The organism is Nocardia sp. NBC_00403, assembly GCF_036046055.1.
Lineage (GTDB): Bacteria > Actinomycetota > Actinomycetes > Mycobacteriales > Mycobacteriaceae > Nocardia.
On the sequence record NZ_CP107939.1, the window covers coordinates 5,684,249 to 5,701,417 of the forward strand.

Sequence of the window (17,169 nt, forward strand, 5' to 3'; positions counted from 1 at the left end):
TGATCACCGGCTCGGGCCGGCAACGGTAGAAGGCCGACGCGCGAAGACGAAGAGTAGGATGATGCGCTGTGGCGACCAGAGGTTGGGATCGCGTCGGTGGCCTACCCGCAGCCACCGCGAACTTCGTTGGTCGTGACCGTGAGCTGGAGACGATCAGCACCCTGCTGTTGAGTTCGGCCCGGTTGATCACGTTGACCGGGCCGGGAGGGATCGGTAAAACCCGGTTGGCGGCCGAGGCCGTGCGGCGTTACCACAAAGCCAGAAGCGTACCGGTGTATTGGGCGCGGTTGGCCCGGCTGGTCAAAGGCTGCGACCGTGCCGCTGTCGAGGAAGAAGTCGCCAAGGCGGTGCTGGATGTCGACTTCTCCGGTCGGTCGGTGTTCGACGCGTTGGTCGAGACGTTCGCCGTCGCCGATGCGGCGGGGCGGGACCGGCAGATCGTGTTGGTGCTGGACAACTGCGAGCACGTCGTCGTCGGTGCCGGTGAGTTGATCGCCGAACTGCTGGAGGCGGTGCCGGGGCTGAGCGTCGTGGCGACCAGCCGCGAGGCGATCGGCTGGATCGACGAGCGACTGGTCGAGGTGCCCCCGCTGACCCGCGAGCAGGCGTTGGCATTGTTCCGGCAACGGGCCGAACAGGCTGGCCACCCGATCGCCGAGCGCGAGCAGATCACCACGGTCGAGTCGATCTGTCGCCACGTGCACAACCATCCGCTCTACATCCAGCTGGCCGCTGCCCGAATGCGTCTGCAACCACTGGCGAGCATCCTCGACGAGTTGAGCGGCCGGGCCGCCGACGGACGGATGCGCTGGTCGCCCGGACCACGGTTCGGAGTTGACCCCCGTCACCGGGCGGTCGGCGACGTCATCGCCTGGTCGTACGAGCTGTGCACCGACACCGAACGTCTGTTGCTGGACCGCATGTCGGTGTTCGCCGCGGGCTATGACCCCAACCCGCAAGACAACATCGGTGACAGAGTCCTCGACGTCGGGGCCGACCTGGAAGCCATCCAGGCTGTCTGCGCCGACGACCCCGGCACCGATGCGGTCGTGAGGGTGATGATCGATGAGGTCGAGGGGTTGCTGGAGCGTCTGGTCGACCAGTCGCTGGTGTCGGTACACATGACGGCGACGACCGTGCGATATTCGCTATTGGAAAGTATCCGAGTATTCGCCCAGCAGCGACTAATCGAACGCTCCACCGGCGAGATGAACGACGAACCAGCCCGGCTGGCTGCGCGCCACCGCCGTTACTATCGCGACAAAGTCTTGTACGCGGCGTCCCACTGGTTCGGTCCCACAGAGAGGGACCTGCTGGATTGGGCCCGCGCCGAATGGGACAACCTGCTGACCGCGATCGAGTCCAGTCTCGCCACACCGGGCGAATCCGTACTCGGCCTGGAGATCTGCGTCGGGCTGATGGTCCTGCGCGTCCCGTTCTTCGCGGGCTCGCTGCGAGAGACCCGCCGCTGGACCGAACGCACCCTGGCGGCCACTCGTGTCCTGCGCCCGCAGCCGGTCGAACTCCAAACAGACGCTGTGGCCCAGCTCGTGCTGATCTTGCTGTGTCAGGGCCAGCTCGAAGACGCCGAACGAATGCTCGAAGACTGCATCCTCCTCTGTCTGCCCGAGGCCAGGGCCGACTGGCGACAAAACCCCGAAACCGATATCGGCCTGCCCGCCGCTGTCGAATTCGCGTGGGGCGCTGAACTGTTGCTGGCCCGCAGTGATCGGCGAGCCATCACAGTCTTGACTCGCGCCGCCGACAAAGCCCACCGTCTGGGCAGCGAAGGCCCCGCCTCGATGTGCGAAATGTTCGCCGCGCTGGCCGCTAGTATGCTCGGATCACCGCATCAAGCCCGCGAGATCCCCCGACGCAACCTCGATAACGCCACCGCATCGGGGGCGTGGTGGACGAAATCCTGGGCCGAACTGGCCTGGGCGATTACGCTCACCCAACACGGCAACCCCACCGAGGCGCTCGCCGTCGGACGCGCCGCGCTGGCACAGCAACTCCCAACGGGCGACCAATGGGGTGCGTTGTGGGCGGTGGAAATCCGAATATGGTCGCTTGCCCAGATCATCACCGACACGATCGCCGCCGCAAACCCCGACCGAGCCACCCTCACCGCCCTGGCCACCGAAGCCGCTCAACTTGCCGGAGGGACCAAAACACTCCGCGCCCGAATCGGCGTCGGCATCGAGAACATGGGTCCCTTCGGCGCTGAAACCGCCAAGGCGATCGGCATCGTGCGCCGCGTGCTCGGGGACAACACCTTCACCGTCGCCGAAACCCGAGGCTCTCGGCTGCGCCCCGAACTGACCGAGGTCCAACAGCTCGCTCTGGGCACACTGCACATCGAACAACCCGCCCGCAACGACACCCGATCGCCTTGGAACGAACTATCCACCGCGGAACGGCAGGTCGCGATCCTGGCAGCGGCCGGATGGACCAACACCGCCATCGCCGCACGCCGAGGAAACTCCTCCAGAACCATCGACGCCCAGGTCAGTGCCATCTTCCAGAAACTGGTCATCACCTCACGCGCCGACATCATCGGATTCGTCCCCAAAAACCACATCGACCACGTCCAAACCGAAGCCACCCGACGACCGCACCTGCACCGCCACCAACCCCACCGATAACCGGGAGTATCTCGTTAACGGCTCTGGCTCACTTTCGGTGGTGGCCGGTTTCTAGGCCAGGAGGATGCGGTGGCGTAGGAGTCGGAAGCTGGCGCGGCCATACATTTGTCGTTTGATCAGTTTGGTTTTCGTGTTGACGCCCTCGACCGGGCCGTTGTTGTAAGGCAGGGTGAATCCAGCAACGGCGGCGTCGTGGTCCTGGGTGAGGCCGCGCAGGAACGGATCGAGTTCGGGTAGCCCGGCGTCGCGGACCTGTTTCATCCAACCATCGAGATCGTTTCCGCGGCGTTCGCCCATGATTCGGGCGAACTCGTGCACCAACCGGGCCAGTCTGGTCAGCTCCGGGCATGCGGCGAGGAGCTCGTCGAGGTGGACACGCCGCTGTTCGGTCAGGTCGGCGGGCTTGGTGGTGATCCAGGAGGTCAGCCGCCGCGGCGACGGCGCGATCCGGTCACTCCGTTCGCGGCCCTGGTTGAGGTATTTGTGCAGAAGGTTGAGGCTGCCGGTGTAGCCGAGGGCTTTGATCTCGTGGAACAAAGCGACTACCGGCACGCCGGGTTCGGTGGCGCGGCGTTCTCGCAGGTGATCGCGGTAGGGATCGACCAGGCATGCACGGTATTGCGGTGGGCGGCGCAGTTTTTCGGGTTCGGCTGTTCGGGCGTAGCGTTTGACGGTGTTGAGGCCCACGCCCAGTCGGCGGGCGCAGTCCATCAGTCCGACTCCTTGATCGAGCAGATTGTGCACGGCGCGCCACCGTTGCAAGGTGGTCGTCTCGCGTGTCAGCGTGCGCCGTTTCGGTCCGGCCGCTGCCCAGCAGCGACTGTGGGCAGTGACTACCTTCTCCACCGACCGCACCAATCCGTGCCACAGATGCCAGCGATCAGCGACCTGGGTCGCGCCCGGCAGAGCGCGGCGCACGGCCTCGGCGTAAGAAGCCGATCTGTCACGAACGACGACCTCGACACCCGGATGGGCGCGCAGCCACGCCTCGAGCGTGTCGGACCTGCGGTCGGGCAGCACATCGATCCGCTCGTGTGTGACGGCGTTGATCAGGACGGTGCCGTAACGGTGGCGACGTAGCAGAGCGAAATCGTCCACACTCACCACCTGCGGGATCGGTGGCCGCGGTGCGGGAATACGCAGGAGGATCCGGATCGCGGTGTGACGTGACAACCGCACCGCCAGCGCCCCCAGCAGCCTGACCGCGGCGCGCCCGGCCAGTTCCCGGACCACCGCCCGCACCTGCGCGGTGAGACGGACGGTGCGCCGTTGATAGCGTTCCACCACACCGGGGACTTGTTCACGAAAAGTGGTGAAGCACTGAAGAGTTGAGCAGAACAGCCGTCGGATACGGACCCGAACGACAACGCTGCGACCGTCCATCGGCATGTCGGCGAGGGTTCGTTGATGATAGCTATGTACCCGGCCAGACCAGGTTCCGCAGGAAGGACACACCGCCGGGCCCGCCGGTGTCCGCGCCGACACCAGGATTCTTCGACCATCATCACGCACATCCTCGACAACCAGCGGACCCAGTCCTGAAAAAGCCACCCCGACAGGCACATTCACCACACTCACCGACGCATCCTGCCGTCAGTCGCGCAGACCTACCACCGAAAGTGAGCCAGAGCCTCGTTAAACGGTGTTTCCGGCGTTGTTCCTCAGTAAGTTTGGGCGTCGGGCCAGCGGTCGGCGAAGGTGATCGCAAACGCGTTGACCGCAGGTTTCCAGCGCATCGTCCATCGTGCCCGACCGGCGCCGGTCGGGTCGAGTGAACGGGTGACCAGCTACAGGCATTTCAGGGCGGCCTGCTCGCTGGGGAAATGTCCTCGGGCCTTGATGACTCGTTACCCGACTTCGTGGACGACGGCCTCGACGCGCACTTGCAGGACCGCCTGCAGGACCATCCGCGACATCGACATGTTCGACATGTGCCCCGCCAGTGTGATCACCGCGTGCGCCGCGGCGCGGCGGCATTCCTGGATCAGATCGACGAACGCTGGTGGCAGCATTCCGGTCTCCGGTGGCGGTTCATGGAACACGGTACCCAGCTCGTAGCCGAGCGAGCGGGCAGCAGCCCGTAACGTGTCTTCACCCGACTCACCGTCGCGATCACCGATCAAGTCATCACGCAAGTACCCGTAGGCAAGAGGTAATAGTGCAGTCATCATAGAAGCCAATTCCGCATCGACCGACCACCGCAGACAACCACCTGCGCCAGCCGGATGGATATGTTCGCCGCAGCCCGCTCGCAAAGCCAAGCCCGGCACTCGTAGCCACTCGTATCCAGTTGATGACCGCGACCCCACCGAGCGTCGTTGCCCGACTCGGCTCCACGTCGTTGTGCACCGCAGGGGTCGCCATCGTCGCTGACGGGCATCAACCGCGCGGTGGAACGCACCCAACCGACACCTGTGCCCGCCGACACCTCTTACCCTCGTCGCATAGGTAGCCAACCCACATCGGCAAGGTACGCAACTACCTACCTAGATGGGTCGGGCGGGTCACCATCGCGTGACTTAGTGAGCGTCCGGGAACTGTCGTCAGCTGTCGGTGGTGGTGAGTTATCGGTGGATTCGGCCGTGCCGGGTTCGGTGGTGCCGGGTCGGCGATGTGGTTGCGGGTGAACGGTGTTCGGTCCGGCGTGGTGTAGTTCGGACATGAAGAACTCCTGGTAGATCACCGGTTGTCGAGACCATGTTCTGCCAGGAGTTCGTGTGTCAGTATTGCCGAGTCTGTGTTCGTCCTGCCCGGCCCATGGCCAGTCGCCGTTGCGGTGTCCGGCGTATCCGTCCTCGTGCAGTGACAAGCAGTGGGACCCACTCGGCACGAAGATACGGGTGGTGTGCGAGCGCGAGGACCAGTCACCGCTCGGGCCGGGCGGGGGTCAGGCGGACCGTGGTTGATCCACGCGTCGACGTTCGGCAGCGCTCCGGCGTCAATCGGCTCAACCTGGGCACCGACCCGACACCGGGGTAACCGCCCCAGACCGGCCGCGCCTCGAGATCAGCGTCCCTGCCAGCACCGATGCCGTCGGCCATCGCCATTCGGGACCTTAGTCCCTCGCGGCGCGTCTCGTACTCCGGCCAGACTCGAAACCGGACGGCTACACCCGACCGAGCAGAGGCCTTGATAATGCCCAATGACAGTATGGTCATCGATCGCGTTGGTCTGGATCGCCTGGTGGATGTGCTGCGTGAGCACGGATACCGGGTCATCGGTCCGCAAGTGCGCGACGGGGCGATCGTGCTCGGCGAACTGGAGTCGGGCGCGCGGCTTCCTGCGGGGTGGGGCGTGGAGACCGCGCCCGGACGGTATCGGTTACATCGCCGAACCGACGAGGCGGTGTTCGCGCATTCGGCTGGCCCCGGGTCCTGGAAGCAGTTCTTGCATCCGCCGCGCCGCAAAGTTCTCGATATCGGACCAGACCTGCAGACTGAACCCGTCGAGGATGTTCCGGTGCGCTCCGCGTTTCTCGGCGTCCGCGGCTGCGATTTGGCCTCGATCGCGATCCTGGGGCGGGTACTCGGTGGCGGGGCGCATCCCGACTCCTCGTTCACCGCCCGCCGGAAAGATCTCTTCGTCGTCGCCGTGAACTGCACCGAGCCGGGCGGGGTGTGCTTCTGCGCGTCGATGGGCACCGGCCCCGGAGTGTCGGCCGGATACGATCTCGCTCTCACCGAGCGCGTCGACGCCGAGGGGCACCGATTCCTCGTCGACGTGGGCAGCGAAGACGGCGCCGAGATCCTCGCCGAACTCACGGCGCGTTCGGCCGACGCAGCGGAGGTCATGCAGGCCCGTGCGGCGGTGTCGGCGGCAGCCGACCGGATGGGCCGTGCGATGCCCGAGGTCGACATTCGCGCACTGCTTCGCGACTCCCGTGAGTCCCCACACTGGCAGGACGTCGCCAGCCGCTGCCTCACCTGCGGAAACTGCACCATGGTGTGCCCCACCTGTTTCTGCACCACCACCGAGGACGTCACCGACCTCACGGGCGATCATGCCGAGCGCTGGGAGCACTGGTCGTCGTGCTTCGAACTGGACTTCTCCAACCTGCATGGCGGCAGCGTGCGACAATCCGGCGAAAGCCGCTACCGGCAATGGATCAGTCACAAACTCAGCACCTGGTATGACCAATTCGGCAGCTCGGGATGCGTCGGCTGCGGACGGTGCATCGCCTGGTGCCCGGCCGAGATAGACCTGACGGCTGAGGTGACCCGGCTCGCCGAGCTCGCCGAGGAATCCGATCATGCCCACCAGTGATGAGTTGTCCGCCTTCGCGCGCTTGGACAGACTGAGCCGCAGAGACCTGAGCACGCTAGCCCAGGCCGGGCGTTATGTGTCGTTCCTCGCCGGGCAACGCATCATCGTGGAAGGTCAAGTGGCACAGCGGTGCTGGCTGATCCGTGACGGGCAGATATTGCTGGACGCGCAGGTGCCGGGGCAAGGTGAGGTCGTCGTCCAGACCCTCGGCAGCGGAGACTTGCTCGGTTGGTCGTGGCTGGTGCCGCCATACCGGTGGCATTTCGGGGCCGTGACCACTGAACCGGTGGACGCGGTCGAATTCGATGCCGAGACGCTGGCCGAGTTCGCTGCCGCAGATCCGCGTTTCGGCCATGCGCTGACTCTGACGCTGTTCGAGGCGCTCCTTGACAGACTGCAAGCCACCCGGGCCAGGCTGCTCGACCTCTACCGGAACCCCGCCGAAACGTGCACCGCCGGTCCACCCCGCATCGCGGTGGGGCGAGGTGGCCGATGAGCGTCGACACGCAGGTCCGCACGGCACCGTCCGGGGACACCATGCTGCCCTATCGAGTCATCGGCCGCACCCCGCAAACTCCCGACACCGTGACACTGCACCTGGAACCGGTACGAGATGCGGCGCAACGGTTTCGGGCCGGGCAGTTCATGATGCTCTACAGCTTCGGGGTGGGTGAGGTCGCGATCTCGATCAGCGGGAACCCTGCGGCCGGCGACGATCGCTTGGAGCACACGATCCGGGTGGTCGGCGCGGTCAGCGGCGCACTGCACGACACCGATATCGGCGGCGTGATCGGTGTGCGTGGACCGTTCGGCACCGGATGGGATCTGGCGTCGGCGGTCGGAGGCGACCTCGTCATCGTCGGCGGAGGCATCGGGCTGGCACCGCTGCGGCCGGTTGTGCTCGCCGCGATCGCGGCACGCGGCGACTACGGGCGGATCGTCGTGATCAGTGGAGCCCGCACCCCAGCGGACATTTTGTTCCGCGGTGAGCAAGATCTGTGGACGACGACCGGTTCCATCGAACTACATCAGACCGTCGACCACCCCGCGCCGAACTGGGGAGGCCGAGTCGGCTTCGTCACCGAGCCACTGGCCCACCTGACATTCGAACCCGGCCGCGCCACAGCGTTCCTGTGCGGTCCGGAACCGATGATGCGCTTTTGCGCGCAGACCCTGCTGCGCAAGGGAATTCCCGCCACCGATATCCAAGTGTCGCTGGAGCGCAATATGCAGTGCGGTGTCGCGCGCTGTGGGCACTGCCAGCTCGGCACGCTGCTGCTGTGTCGCGACGGCCCCATCGTCGACTACGCAGTGGCCGAACCACTACTGGCGGTGCGAGAACTATGACGAAGACACCGACGCTCGCCGTCTGGAAGTTCACCTCCTGTGACGGTTGCCAGCTCACTCTGCTCGACTGCGAGGACGAGCTACTCACCCTCGCGGGCCGCCTCCGCATCACTCACTTCGTGGAAGCTTCCAGCGTCATGGAGCCGGGACCGTACGATGTTTCACTGGTCGAAGGCTCGATCACCACGCAGGAAGAGCTGCACCGGATCACCGAGATCCGCGAGCAATCCAGGATTCTGGTAGCGATCGGGGCATGTGCAACGCACGGCGGCATCCAGGCGCTGCGCAATTTCGCCGACGTCACCGAATTCACGTCTGTGGTCTACGCCAGCCCGGAGCACATCGCCACACTTGCCACCTCCACCCCGATCTCGGCGCACGTACCCGTGGACTTCGAGCTGCGTGGCTGTCCGATCGACCGGCGCCAACTGCTCGACACCCTGTGTGCGTTCCTGGCCGGCCGGTCGCCGGACATACCGAACACCAGCGTCTGTACCGAGTGCAAACGCCGCGGTACAACCTGTGTGACCGTCGCCGAGGGAATCCCCTGCCTGGGGCCGGTCACACAGGCTGGATGTGGTGCCTTGTGCCCGGCATACCATCGTGGCTGCTTCGGTTGTTTCGGCCCGATGGCCAATCCCAACATCCACGCGCTGCTTCCTATCCTGCGCGTCAACGGCATGGACACCGGTGACATCGACCGCGTTTTCGCCACATACGCCGCGGCCGCGCCAGGCTTCGCGAACAGGAGCGGCGATGAGTCATCGTAGGGAGCTGAAGGTCGGCTCGCTAGCTCGCGTCGAAGGCGAGGGCGCGCTGCGCGTGGTCGTCACGGATGGGCACGTCGAAAGCGCGGAACTGAGCATCTACGAGCCACCGCGATTCTTCGAGGCATTCCTTCGCGGCCGCGCCTACACCGAACCGCCCGATATCACCTCCAGAGTCTGCGGGATCTGTCCGGTGGCCTACCAGACCAGCGCGTGCAACGCACTGGAACAACTCTGTGGCGCGGAGTTGGACCGGCCACTGGCCGACCTGAGGCGTCTGATGTACTGCGGCGAATGGATTTCCAGCCACTCCTTGCATATTTATCTGCTGCACATTCCGGACTTCCTCGGCTACCCGGACGCGATCGCGCTCGCCGCCGACCATCGCGCCCTGGTCGAGCAGGGGCTGGCGATGAAGAAAGCGGGCAACGCGCTGCTCGAACTCCTCGGCGGCCGGGCCATCCATCCCGTCAATATCCGGCTCGGCGGCTTCTACTCGGTCCCCGAACCCGCCGATTTCGCTCCCGTGACCGAACTACTATGCCGTGCACGAGATTACGCGGTGGATACCGCGCGCTGGGCGGCGAGACTCGAATTTCCCGAGCAGGAACTCGAGTATGAACTGCTTGCCGCGACCGAACCGGGCCGCTACGCCATCGACAACGGGGATGTGCACACCAGCACCGGGCTTCGGTTCGCTGCGGCCGATCTTCCCGCTCACGTGCGGGAACACCAGGTAGCGCACTCCACCGCCTTGCACGCCATGCTCGACGGCGAGCGATACCTCACCGGACCACTGGCGCGGTACACGCTGAACTACCACCAGCTGTCGCCGATCGCCCGACAGGTCGCGGTCGAGATCGGACTCGGCGCCGAATGCCGTAACCCGTTCCGCAGCATCCTAGTGCGCGCGGTCGAAGTCGTCTACGCCATCGAAGAGGCGCTCACGCTCATCGCCGAATACGAACGCCCCTCCCGTACCGCGGTTCCGGTCGAGCCCCGCGCCGGAACCGGCCACGGCGTGAGCGAAGCGCCACGCGGTTTGCTCTACCACCGTTACGACATCGACGATCAGGGAATCGTGCGCTCGGCCACGATCATCCCACCGACATCCCAGAACCAGGCGGCTATGGAGGACGATCTGCGGCGCGCCGTCTCGGAAAATCTCGACCTCGACGACGCCGCGCTGGCCGCCGTCTGTGAACGCACGATCCGTAACTACGATCCCTGCATCTCCTGCTCGGCGCACTTCCTGGACATCGACGTGGTGCGCCGATGACCGGGCCCTGGGCCGTCGTCATCGGCGTCGGCAACGAGTACCGCAGCGATGACGGAGTCGGTTCGGCTGTCGCTTCCCGAATCGAAAAACTCGACATCCCAGGAGTTTTCGTAACCATCTCCGACGGCGAGCCCACGAGTCTCCTGGATATGTGGGCAGATGTGGAGCTTGCCGTGCTGATCGACGCTGTACGCTGCGAATCTTCGGTTCCCGGCCGGGTCCGCCGCACCGACATCGACCTCCTCCGGCACGCCGGCACCGCCGCTTCTTCCCACACTCTCGGCATCCATGACGCGCTGCCACTGGGCCGCGCCCTCGGCCGACTCCCAGGCAGGATCGTCGTCATCGCCGTAGACGTGGCGTGTCTCGAGCTGGGTGTCGGATTGTCCGAGCCAGTCGCAGACGCCGTTCCGCGCGCGGTCGATGCCGTCGTGCGGGAATTGCGACGAGCCGAGCCCGCGACCCGGCCTCGGAGGTGAAGGCCAGGGTCAGGCCATGAACTGCGGGACAAAGGTACGCGGTACGCGTGACACCCGCGAGCAGATCCGACCGCAACTACCTGCTGGCAATCCTCGAATTGCTGGATTCCGGGCAGCAGATGTGCCAGCGTCGCCTATCGACTGCCGGGAGGACGGCCCGAATCGGAGTCGGTCACCCAGAAAGGCATCTCGATCACAGGGCGAAGGTCCCACGGCAAGTGTCGGTTCGGCTCTGTGCGCCTACTTACGCTCGCCGTAACGTCGTAATTCTCGGGTTCCACGGTGCGCAACGCAGAGGAGCCGACCATGCGTGCACGAGTTGTCTACGAGTCGATGTTCGGCAACACCGCGGCGGTCGCGGAAGCCATCGCACAAGGGCTGCTCGAGCATGCCGAGGTGGAAATGCTGAACGTGGTGGCTGCGGCCGAAGTGCCTGCCCTGGCGGTGCACCTGCTCGTGGTCGGCGGACCCACCCACACCTTCGGGCTCAGCCGCCCGCAGACGCGCCGCGACGCCGCCAAGCTCACCGACGCGCCGATCGCGATCGACATCGGCATACGGGAATGGCTCGAGGCCGCGCCGCTGGTGCCACCCGGCCACCGCGCCTTGGCGTTCGGGACCAAAGTCGCCAAACCTCCCTGGTTGCCGGGCTCGGCCGCACGCGGTATCGCAAAACGGCTGTGGCGCTTGGGCTATACCCTCGCCGACCAGCCAGTAGATTTCCTCGTCGAAGACACGACCGGCCCGCTCGCGCCGGGCGAGCTGGACCGCGCCCGTGTTTGGGCGGGTCGGATCGCCCATACCGAACTCGATCGCATCATGCACCATGCTTGACGGGCGAGCGTGAATCCATGCTCTGAAGCAACTGCACATCATCATTGCAAGTGGCCGACGCGGAAACCGCAGCCTCCGTGTGAGCCCGCCTTCGAGTGCTCGTCGCTTCCAGCCGTGCGCTGATTTTTGCGCGTCCGCGCGAACCTGAGCCTCGCGTGGCTCGGGCCCTGTGGTGGTCGACGGCTCACAGAAGTGCAGGAAGAAGCCGAGAAATTGCTGTCGCAGAGCCTGGCCGGCTACTGCGGAAAGTATCCGGGGGTGGGCAGCCACGGACGCGGTGATTCCGCCGGAATGACGGTCGGTTCGGTCGGGCAAGCGGTGCTATACGACGCGAAAATGGTGGTGATCATCGCCAGGTCGGCGAACTGATCCCGCATCGCGCTCCTCTGGGCCTGCTGCCGAGTTGATCGACAGCAGGACCGAGTATCCCCGGCGCACCGTTGCCCACGTCTACCAGCCTGAACGAGCCGATCCGTCCCGTCCAGGGGCAAAAGTCCGCAAAAGCCGCCGGGCGTAGGGGCCACCCAGCGACAAGATCCGGGACCAACGACTCCTCCTCCATCGGCGTGGCAGACATACGGTCAGCGATATGAATCAGCTACCCACCGGAGAAACCATCGAGACGGCCGTCCTGCTCGCTGGCCGGGCGCCGTCGCTGCACAACAGCCAGCCCTGGCACTGGACATTCGACGGCCACGCGCTACAGCTGTTCGCCGTACCCGAACGCAGACTCCCGGCCACCGACCCTTCCGGCCGCCAGATGCTGATCAGCTGTGGTATCACGCTGGGCCATTTCCGTGCGGCCATGTCCGCGGCCGGTTGGCATATTCACGTCGCCCGTTTCCCGAACCCGAACCGTCGCGATCACTTGGCCGCCATCACGTTCCATCCGGCACACTTCGTGACAGATGCCGACCGCACCCGTGCCGACGCCATCCGGCGCCGGCACACCGACCGGCTGCCGTTCGCGGAACCCACCGGATGGTCCGATTTCGAACCCATATTGCGGAGCACCTTCGATCAGGCCGACGCCACCCTCGACGTGCTGCACGACGACAGCCGCCCCGCCCTGGCCCGCGCCTCGGAGATGACCGCATCCCTGCGCCGCTACGACGCCGGCTACCACGCCGAACTACAGTGGTGGACCGGCCACGTCATCGGCAATGCCGGCGTCCCCCGCGAAGCGCTCATCTCCTCGGAGGAACGTCAACGAGTCAACGTAGGCCGCCAGTTCCCCACAGCCACCGGGGCACCGCGTCGCGGTGAGACGACCGCCGACCATTCGGTGATACTCGTGCTCTCCACCCACGGCGACACCCCCGACGAACTGGTGCACTGTGGCGAGGTGCTGTCCACGGTACTGCTGGAATGCACCCTCGCGGGATACGCGACGTGCCCCCTGACCCACATGTCCGAAGTACCACAGAGCCGCGCACTTGTCCGCACGCTGATCGCTGGCTCCGGCTTGCCGCAAGTGCTGGTCCGTGTCGGCTCGGCGCCCGAATCCGCGCAGAACGTCCCGGAGACGCCGCGCCGCCCGCTCGCCGAGATACTCGATATGCCCACTTCCACCGACCAGGTGGACTGAGGCCACACCGACACAGGGACATTCGCCCCTCGCTGGCGGGTAGCAGTGGCAGTCCTCGACCTGGAACGTGCCCTGGAATTCGCTTCCGAGGATGGCCGCCGGGTTACGTCGCGTAATGGGTGCGAACTATCTCAACACTCGCGTACCACGGTGAGAGGGCATTGCACCGAATGCAGCAACGCGGCGCTGGTCGAACCGACAAGCATGCCGGCGAAGCCGCCGCGTCCATGGCTGCCGACCACAACCAGCTGTGCGTTCTCGGATTCCTTCAGCAACGAACGAGCCGGCTGGTCGCATACAAGAACTCGGCGAACGGAGACATCTGGATACCGTTCCACCCAGCCGGCCAGGCTCTCGGCGAGCAGTGCGTCTTCTGCGTCCTCGATGCCGCCCCAATCGAACGCGGGCAGCTGCGGGCCGCTCGTGTCTCTCCAGGAGTGCAGGGCGATAAGACCCACCTTGCGCCGTGATGCCTCCTCGAAGGCCAGTTCGATGCCCGCCACGCTGTTCTGGGTTCCGTCGACACCGACCAGGACCGGTTTGAATGCCGATATCGCGTCGGTGGCCGAGGTGGTGTGCACCACGGTGACCGGACAGTGCGCGTGCCGGGTCACCGCGAGGGCCACCGAGCCGAGTACCTCGCGACGTACTGCACCGAGCCCACGGCTGCCGACAACCAACATCCTGGCCCGCTTCGACCGCTCTATCAGCCAAGGAATAACCGGCTGACCAAGCATCGAAGTGGATATGGCGAGCACGTCGTCCGGCGCCGCCGCCCGCGCCGCCCAGGTTGCTTCGGTGAGTACCCGCTCGGCTTCGGTGCGCATCCGACGCACATCGTCGGGTGGTGCCGCGGTCGGGCCGAATCCGAACGGGACCGTGTACGACATCACGATCTCCAGGTGGCAGCGATGAACTGCGGCGTCTACCGCCGCCCATGCTGCGGCGTGATAGGAAATGGCCGAGCCGTCTACGGCGACCACGATGGGAGCATCGATCGCAGAGTGTGACGGATCGGTGCCCTCCATCATGGTCGGTCCTGTTCGTGAATGTCGACGCCAGCCGGTGAGCGCACCTCTCCGGTCGGGGCATCACCACCGAGCACCGCAAGCCTACGTCGATATTCGGTCTCGTCGAGTTCACCGGTCGCGAACCGCTCAGCCAAAATGCCTGCGGGCGAGCGATTTCCGGTGGGCCGGAGCGAATATCGAGAAGGGCTGCTCGATGCGCGCAGCACCACGACGATCGCGGTGATCACGGCGAACCACAGCGGGATGACGATGAGCAGCATCACGACGAACATCCAGCCGTTCATTGCTCCCTCGTGCCAATACATGATCTTCTCCTTTCGACGGCGACAGCGGCGTTCCGCGCGAGAACGCCTTGCGCGGCCGCATGAGTGCCGAAGTACACCGACTTATCGCCGGCCCGCCACTGCCATGGCCGGGTGCTGTGCACCGACGGCGCACGCACCGCGAGTGAGAGCGGCAAACAAGGTGTTGGGATCAGGGTGTCGGGTCGGCATCTCGAGTTCTCCGCATCGGTGGGGATGTGCATGTCACGCTCGCAAACCAAGGCAGGCCACAGAAAGGGCCGAAAGGCCCGGTAATCGCGCCGACCGACCATGTTCGGACGGCCGATGCCGCATCGGGTTCCAGATGGCCGAAATACCCTTCGCCCGGTGCCGTTCGACACTGTGGATCGCGGTGCGTTCGAACCCATGCTGAGGACGGTGCGCCGATGACTCCGATATCGGAGGTTGACGAAGCCTCGAGCCCGTTATCGAGGTGGAGAGCGTGGACCCGTCGATCCGCCCGGACGGGGGCCCTCACGATAGTCGGCTACTGCACCGAATCCATTGGAAGGCAAGGCAAATCATGTGCGGTTCCAAGATCAATCCGCCGATCGTCGTCGGTGTCGACGGTTCCCGTGCCGCCGCTGGTGCGGTGCGCTGGGCCGCTGCCGAGGCAGCCGCACATCACACCCCCTTGCACTTGGTTTCGGCGATCGGGCAGCCGATCGACTATGGACCGGGTCTCGGCTTCGCGCCGATCATCGATGATGCTTTCCGCGAGGCCAGCGCCGAAACTCTCACTACCGCTGAGAAGTCCGCGGCCGAGGCCGCCACGCTCGTCGATGATGCTGTTATCTCCACCTTCGTCGTCGAAGCGCCGCCGATTCCGGTACTGGTGAACCGTTCGAAGGAGGCACGGCTGCTTGTGGTCGGCACAACGGGCAAAGGCGCTTTCCGGCGTGGGCTGCTCGGTTCGGTGAGCACCGCACTGGCTCGGCACGCGCAATGCCCGGTGGTGGCTGTCCCCGCGACCGACAACCGCATGCCCGATCGGCTCTCCGGTGGTGTGGTAGTCGGCGTCGACGGATCACCATGCAGCATGGCCGCCATCGCGATCGCCTTCGACGAGGCATCCCACCGCGGGGTCGAACTGGTGGCCGTGCACACCTGGTCGGAGTTCAACCGGTACCTGTCTCGCACCGAACTCCAGGAACAGGCGGCAGGAGTGCTAGCCGAGAGCCTGGCCGGATTCGCCGAACAGTATCCCGATGTCATAGTGCGGCGCGTGGTTGTCGAAGATCACCCCGCCAGACGGCTGCTCGCCGAGTCCGAGCACGCGCAACTGATCGTCGTCGGCAGCCACGGCCGCGGCGGATTCGCCGGCATGACCCTCGGTTCGGTCGGCCAAGCCGTACTGCACGGCGCCGACATCCCGATCATCATCGCCCGCCAGGAAGACTGAACCCCTGCCGGACAGCACCGATGTCTCCGGTCACCCGCCACGGGTGACCATCGGCCCGCCGCAACAGGCGGAAGGCCCATATTCCGTAGCACCCGACCGGACGAGACTCGACACCATGACCGCAAGCCACAGTTCTTCCGTAACCTCCGTACCGGATCATCGGACGATGCTGGCGGCGATCCGCCTCGCCGGCCGAGCACCCTCAGTGCACAACACCCAGCCTTGGCGCTGGGTGTTCGATGGCACCCGACTGCATTTGTACGCCGATATAGATCGGTGCCTGGCCTCGGCCGACCCGAACGCGCGGCAGTTGGTGATCAGTTGCGGTGCCGCACTCCATCACGCTCGCACCGCGTTCGCCGCACACGGCTGGCACACCGATACGGTGCGTATGCCCGACCCGGCTCAGCCCTGGCACCTGGCTGCCATCGACTTCCGCCCGTGGCCCGACCCGCCCGCCGGAATCGCCGAGCGAGCACGCGCCATCGACCATCGATACACCGACCGGCTGCCGATGCTCGAGCCGGACGGTTTCGCGCGGATTCTGCCTGAACTGCGGATGCTGACCTCACCACACGACATCGAACTCGACGTGCTCGACGATGACGCCAGACAACGGGTGGCCGCTGCTTCGGACCACTCGTCAGCCACTCGTCAGTACGACATGATGTATCAAACCGAACTGCAGTGGTGGGCCGGTCATCACGACATGCCGGAGGGTGTTCCGCCGAACGCCCTGCCCTCAGATGCCGAATCCGCTCACGTCGACGTCGCACGCACGTTCCCCTCGGTGCCGCACTCGACCCGCCGAGCCGCGCTGGATGACCGCTCCAGACTGGTGGTACTGAGCTCGGCAAGCGAATCCAAACCGGCGTGGCTCCACACCGGTGAGGCGCTGTCGGCTGTGCTGTTGGCCTGCACCGCAGCCGGACTGGCAACCTGCGCGCTCACCCACATCACCGAACTCCCGACCGCTCGCACGACGATCGCGGGCTTCCTCCCCCACCCCACACTGCCCCAAGTTGTGATCCGCGTGGGCACTTCCCCCGACGACACCGAACCCCCGCCAACCCCTCGCCGCCCAGTCGCCGATGTCTACACCGAGCCCCGAACGTAGCGAATCAGCCTGCTGGACAACGAAAGACGCCTTGCCCGACCTACGGCTGGCATCGCCCTCGACCACTGCGGGTACCGTGAGGTACCACTCGTGG

Annotated in this window: 16 protein-coding genes and 1 pseudogene; 11 read left to right on the forward strand and 6 right to left on the reverse strand. The window is 65.6% G+C overall.

Annotated features, from left to right (window positions below; all coding sequences use genetic code 11):
- Positions 1-68 precede the first annotated feature (68 nt).
- Positions 69-2,645 carry an AAA family ATPase gene (locus OHQ90_RS25275; protein ID WP_328401506.1) on the forward strand — a complete coding sequence of 859 codons (2,577 nt, stop codon included), beginning with the start codon at positions 69-71 and terminating at the stop codon, positions 2,643-2,645.
- 51 nt (positions 2,646-2,696) lie between these two features.
- Here the strand turns inward: OHQ90_RS25275 and OHQ90_RS25280 are convergent, their stop codons facing one another.
- The 3 genes and pseudogenes from OHQ90_RS25280 to OHQ90_RS25290 all read right to left on the reverse strand — a co-directional run bounded on the left by OHQ90_RS25280 (position 2,697) and on the right by OHQ90_RS25290 (position 4,816).
- On the reverse strand, positions 2,697-4,223 hold the full coding sequence (locus tag OHQ90_RS25280) for an ISL3 family transposase (RefSeq protein ID WP_328401509.1): 1,527 nt from the start codon (positions 4,221-4,223) through the stop codon (positions 2,697-2,699).
- Positions 4,224-4,306: 83 nt separating this feature from the next.
- Positions 4,307-4,492, reverse strand: a pseudogene (locus tag OHQ90_RS25285) (IS256 family transposase); the annotation flags it as partial.
- Positions 4,493-4,816 carry a hypothetical protein gene (locus OHQ90_RS25290; RefSeq protein ID WP_328401511.1) on the reverse strand — a complete coding sequence of 108 codons (324 nt, stop codon included), beginning with the start codon at positions 4,814-4,816 and terminating at the stop codon, positions 4,493-4,495.
- Positions 4,817-5,780: 964 nt separating this feature from the next.
- Here OHQ90_RS25290 and OHQ90_RS25295 point away from each other — a divergent pair.
- The 7 genes from OHQ90_RS25295 (at position 5,781) to OHQ90_RS25325 (ending at position 11,614) form a co-directional block, all read left to right on the forward strand.
- Positions 5,781-6,908 (forward strand): 4Fe-4S dicluster domain-containing protein, encoded by a 1,128-nt coding sequence (locus OHQ90_RS25295; protein ID WP_328401513.1) that lies wholly within the window; start codon positions 5,781-5,783, stop codon positions 6,906-6,908.
- Positions 6,895-7,404: a Crp/Fnr family transcriptional regulator gene (locus OHQ90_RS25300; protein WP_328401515.1), complete on the forward strand. Its 510-nt coding sequence runs from the start codon at positions 6,895-6,897 to the stop codon at positions 7,402-7,404. Before OHQ90_RS25295 ends, OHQ90_RS25300 begins: the two co-directional genes overlap by 14 nt.
- Positions 7,401-8,255 carry an FAD/NAD(P)-binding protein gene (locus OHQ90_RS25305; RefSeq protein ID WP_328401517.1) on the forward strand — a complete coding sequence of 285 codons (855 nt, stop codon included), beginning with the start codon at positions 7,401-7,403 and terminating at the stop codon, positions 8,253-8,255. The genes OHQ90_RS25300 and OHQ90_RS25305 overlap by 4 nt, the downstream gene beginning before the upstream one ends.
- Complete coding sequence (locus OHQ90_RS25310) at positions 8,252-9,025, forward strand: oxidoreductase (RefSeq protein ID WP_328401519.1); 774 nt, start codon at positions 8,252-8,254, stop codon at positions 9,023-9,025. Before OHQ90_RS25305 ends, OHQ90_RS25310 begins: the two co-directional genes overlap by 4 nt.
- Positions 9,012-10,301, forward strand: a complete 1,290-nt coding sequence (locus tag OHQ90_RS25315; protein WP_328401521.1) for a Ni/Fe hydrogenase subunit alpha — start codon at positions 9,012-9,014, stop codon at positions 10,299-10,301. Before OHQ90_RS25310 ends, OHQ90_RS25315 begins: the two co-directional genes overlap by 14 nt.
- Positions 10,298-10,780: a hydrogenase maturation protease gene (locus OHQ90_RS25320; protein WP_328401523.1), complete on the forward strand. Its 483-nt coding sequence runs from the start codon at positions 10,298-10,300 to the stop codon at positions 10,778-10,780. Before OHQ90_RS25315 ends, OHQ90_RS25320 begins: the two co-directional genes overlap by 4 nt.
- Positions 10,781-11,086: 306 nt before the next feature.
- Positions 11,087-11,614 carry a flavodoxin family protein gene (locus OHQ90_RS25325; protein WP_328401525.1) on the forward strand — a complete coding sequence of 176 codons (528 nt, stop codon included), beginning with the start codon at positions 11,087-11,089 and terminating at the stop codon, positions 11,612-11,614.
- 236 nt (positions 11,615-11,850) lie between these two features.
- Here the strand turns inward: OHQ90_RS25325 and OHQ90_RS25330 are convergent, their stop codons facing one another.
- Positions 11,851-11,991: a hypothetical protein gene (locus OHQ90_RS25330; protein ID WP_328401527.1), complete on the reverse strand. Its 141-nt coding sequence runs from the start codon at positions 11,989-11,991 to the stop codon at positions 11,851-11,853.
- Positions 11,992-12,203: 212 nt separating this feature from the next.
- On the opposite strand from OHQ90_RS25330, the gene OHQ90_RS25335 reads away from it, so the two are divergent.
- Positions 12,204-13,202 carry an Acg family FMN-binding oxidoreductase gene (locus tag OHQ90_RS25335; protein ID WP_328401529.1) on the forward strand — a complete coding sequence of 333 codons (999 nt, stop codon included), beginning with the start codon at positions 12,204-12,206 and terminating at the stop codon, positions 13,200-13,202.
- A 131-nt stretch (positions 13,203-13,333) separates the two neighbouring features.
- On the opposite strand, the gene OHQ90_RS25340 is transcribed toward OHQ90_RS25335, so the two are convergent.
- Together OHQ90_RS25340 and OHQ90_RS25345 are read right to left on the reverse strand one after the other, a co-directional pair.
- A complete protein-coding gene (locus OHQ90_RS25340) occupies positions 13,334-14,233 on the reverse strand; it encodes a universal stress protein (RefSeq protein ID WP_328401531.1) in 900 nt (299 codons plus the stop codon).
- The gene (locus OHQ90_RS25345; protein ID WP_328401533.1) at positions 14,230-14,538 is read right to left on the reverse strand and encodes an SHOCT domain-containing protein; all 309 of its coding nucleotides are present in this window, start codon (positions 14,536-14,538) and stop codon (positions 14,230-14,232) included. The genes OHQ90_RS25340 and OHQ90_RS25345 overlap by 4 nt, the downstream gene beginning before the upstream one ends.
- 541 nt (positions 14,539-15,079) lie before the next feature.
- Here OHQ90_RS25345 and OHQ90_RS25350 point away from each other — a divergent pair.
- Together OHQ90_RS25350 and OHQ90_RS25355 are read left to right on the forward strand one after the other, a co-directional pair.
- Complete coding sequence (locus OHQ90_RS25350; protein ID WP_328401535.1) at positions 15,080-15,958, forward strand: universal stress protein; 879 nt, start codon at positions 15,080-15,082, stop codon at positions 15,956-15,958.
- Between the two features lie 166 nt (positions 15,959-16,124).
- Positions 16,125-17,075 (forward strand): Acg family FMN-binding oxidoreductase, encoded by a 951-nt coding sequence (locus OHQ90_RS25355; RefSeq protein ID WP_328401537.1) that lies wholly within the window; start codon positions 16,125-16,127, stop codon positions 17,073-17,075.
- Positions 17,076-17,169: the final 94 nt, after the last annotated feature.

Excerpts from the sequence above, each read along its gene's own strand:
- OHQ90_RS25290 (WP_328401511.1), bottom strand. The coding sequence starts at position 4,816 with ATGATGACTGCACTATTACCTCTTGCCTACGGGTACTTGCGTGATGAC.
- OHQ90_RS25295 (WP_328401513.1), top strand. The coding sequence starts at position 5,781 with ATGCCCAATGACAGTATGGTCATCGATCGCGTTGGTCTGGATCGCCTG.
- OHQ90_RS25300 (WP_328401515.1), top strand. The coding sequence starts at position 6,895 with ATGCCCACCAGTGATGAGTTGTCCGCCTTCGCGCGCTTGGACAGACTG.
- OHQ90_RS25305 (WP_328401517.1), top strand. The coding sequence starts at position 7,401 with ATGAGCGTCGACACGCAGGTCCGCACGGCACCGTCCGGGGACACCATG.
- OHQ90_RS25310 (WP_328401519.1), top strand. The coding sequence starts at position 8,252 with ATGACGAAGACACCGACGCTCGCCGTCTGGAAGTTCACCTCCTGTGAC.
- OHQ90_RS25315 (WP_328401521.1), top strand. The coding sequence starts at position 9,012 with ATGAGTCATCGTAGGGAGCTGAAGGTCGGCTCGCTAGCTCGCGTCGAA.
- OHQ90_RS25320 (WP_328401523.1), top strand. The coding sequence starts at position 10,298 with ATGACCGGGCCCTGGGCCGTCGTCATCGGCGTCGGCAACGAGTACCGC.
- OHQ90_RS25325 (WP_328401525.1), top strand. The coding sequence starts at position 11,087 with ATGCGTGCACGAGTTGTCTACGAGTCGATGTTCGGCAACACCGCGGCG.
- OHQ90_RS25330 (WP_328401527.1), bottom strand. The coding sequence starts at position 11,991 with ATGCGGGATCAGTTCGCCGACCTGGCGATGATCACCACCATTTTCGCG.
- OHQ90_RS25335 (WP_328401529.1), top strand. The coding sequence starts at position 12,204 with ATGAATCAGCTACCCACCGGAGAAACCATCGAGACGGCCGTCCTGCTC.
- OHQ90_RS25340 (WP_328401531.1), bottom strand. The coding sequence starts at position 14,233 with ATGATGGAGGGCACCGATCCGTCACACTCTGCGATCGATGCTCCCATC.
- OHQ90_RS25345 (WP_328401533.1), bottom strand. The coding sequence starts at position 14,538 with ATGTATTGGCACGAGGGAGCAATGAACGGCTGGATGTTCGTCGTGATG.
- OHQ90_RS25350 (WP_328401535.1), top strand. The coding sequence starts at position 15,080 with ATGTGCGGTTCCAAGATCAATCCGCCGATCGTCGTCGGTGTCGACGGT.
- OHQ90_RS25355 (WP_328401537.1), top strand. The coding sequence starts at position 16,125 with ATGCTGGCGGCGATCCGCCTCGCCGGCCGAGCACCCTCAGTGCACAAC.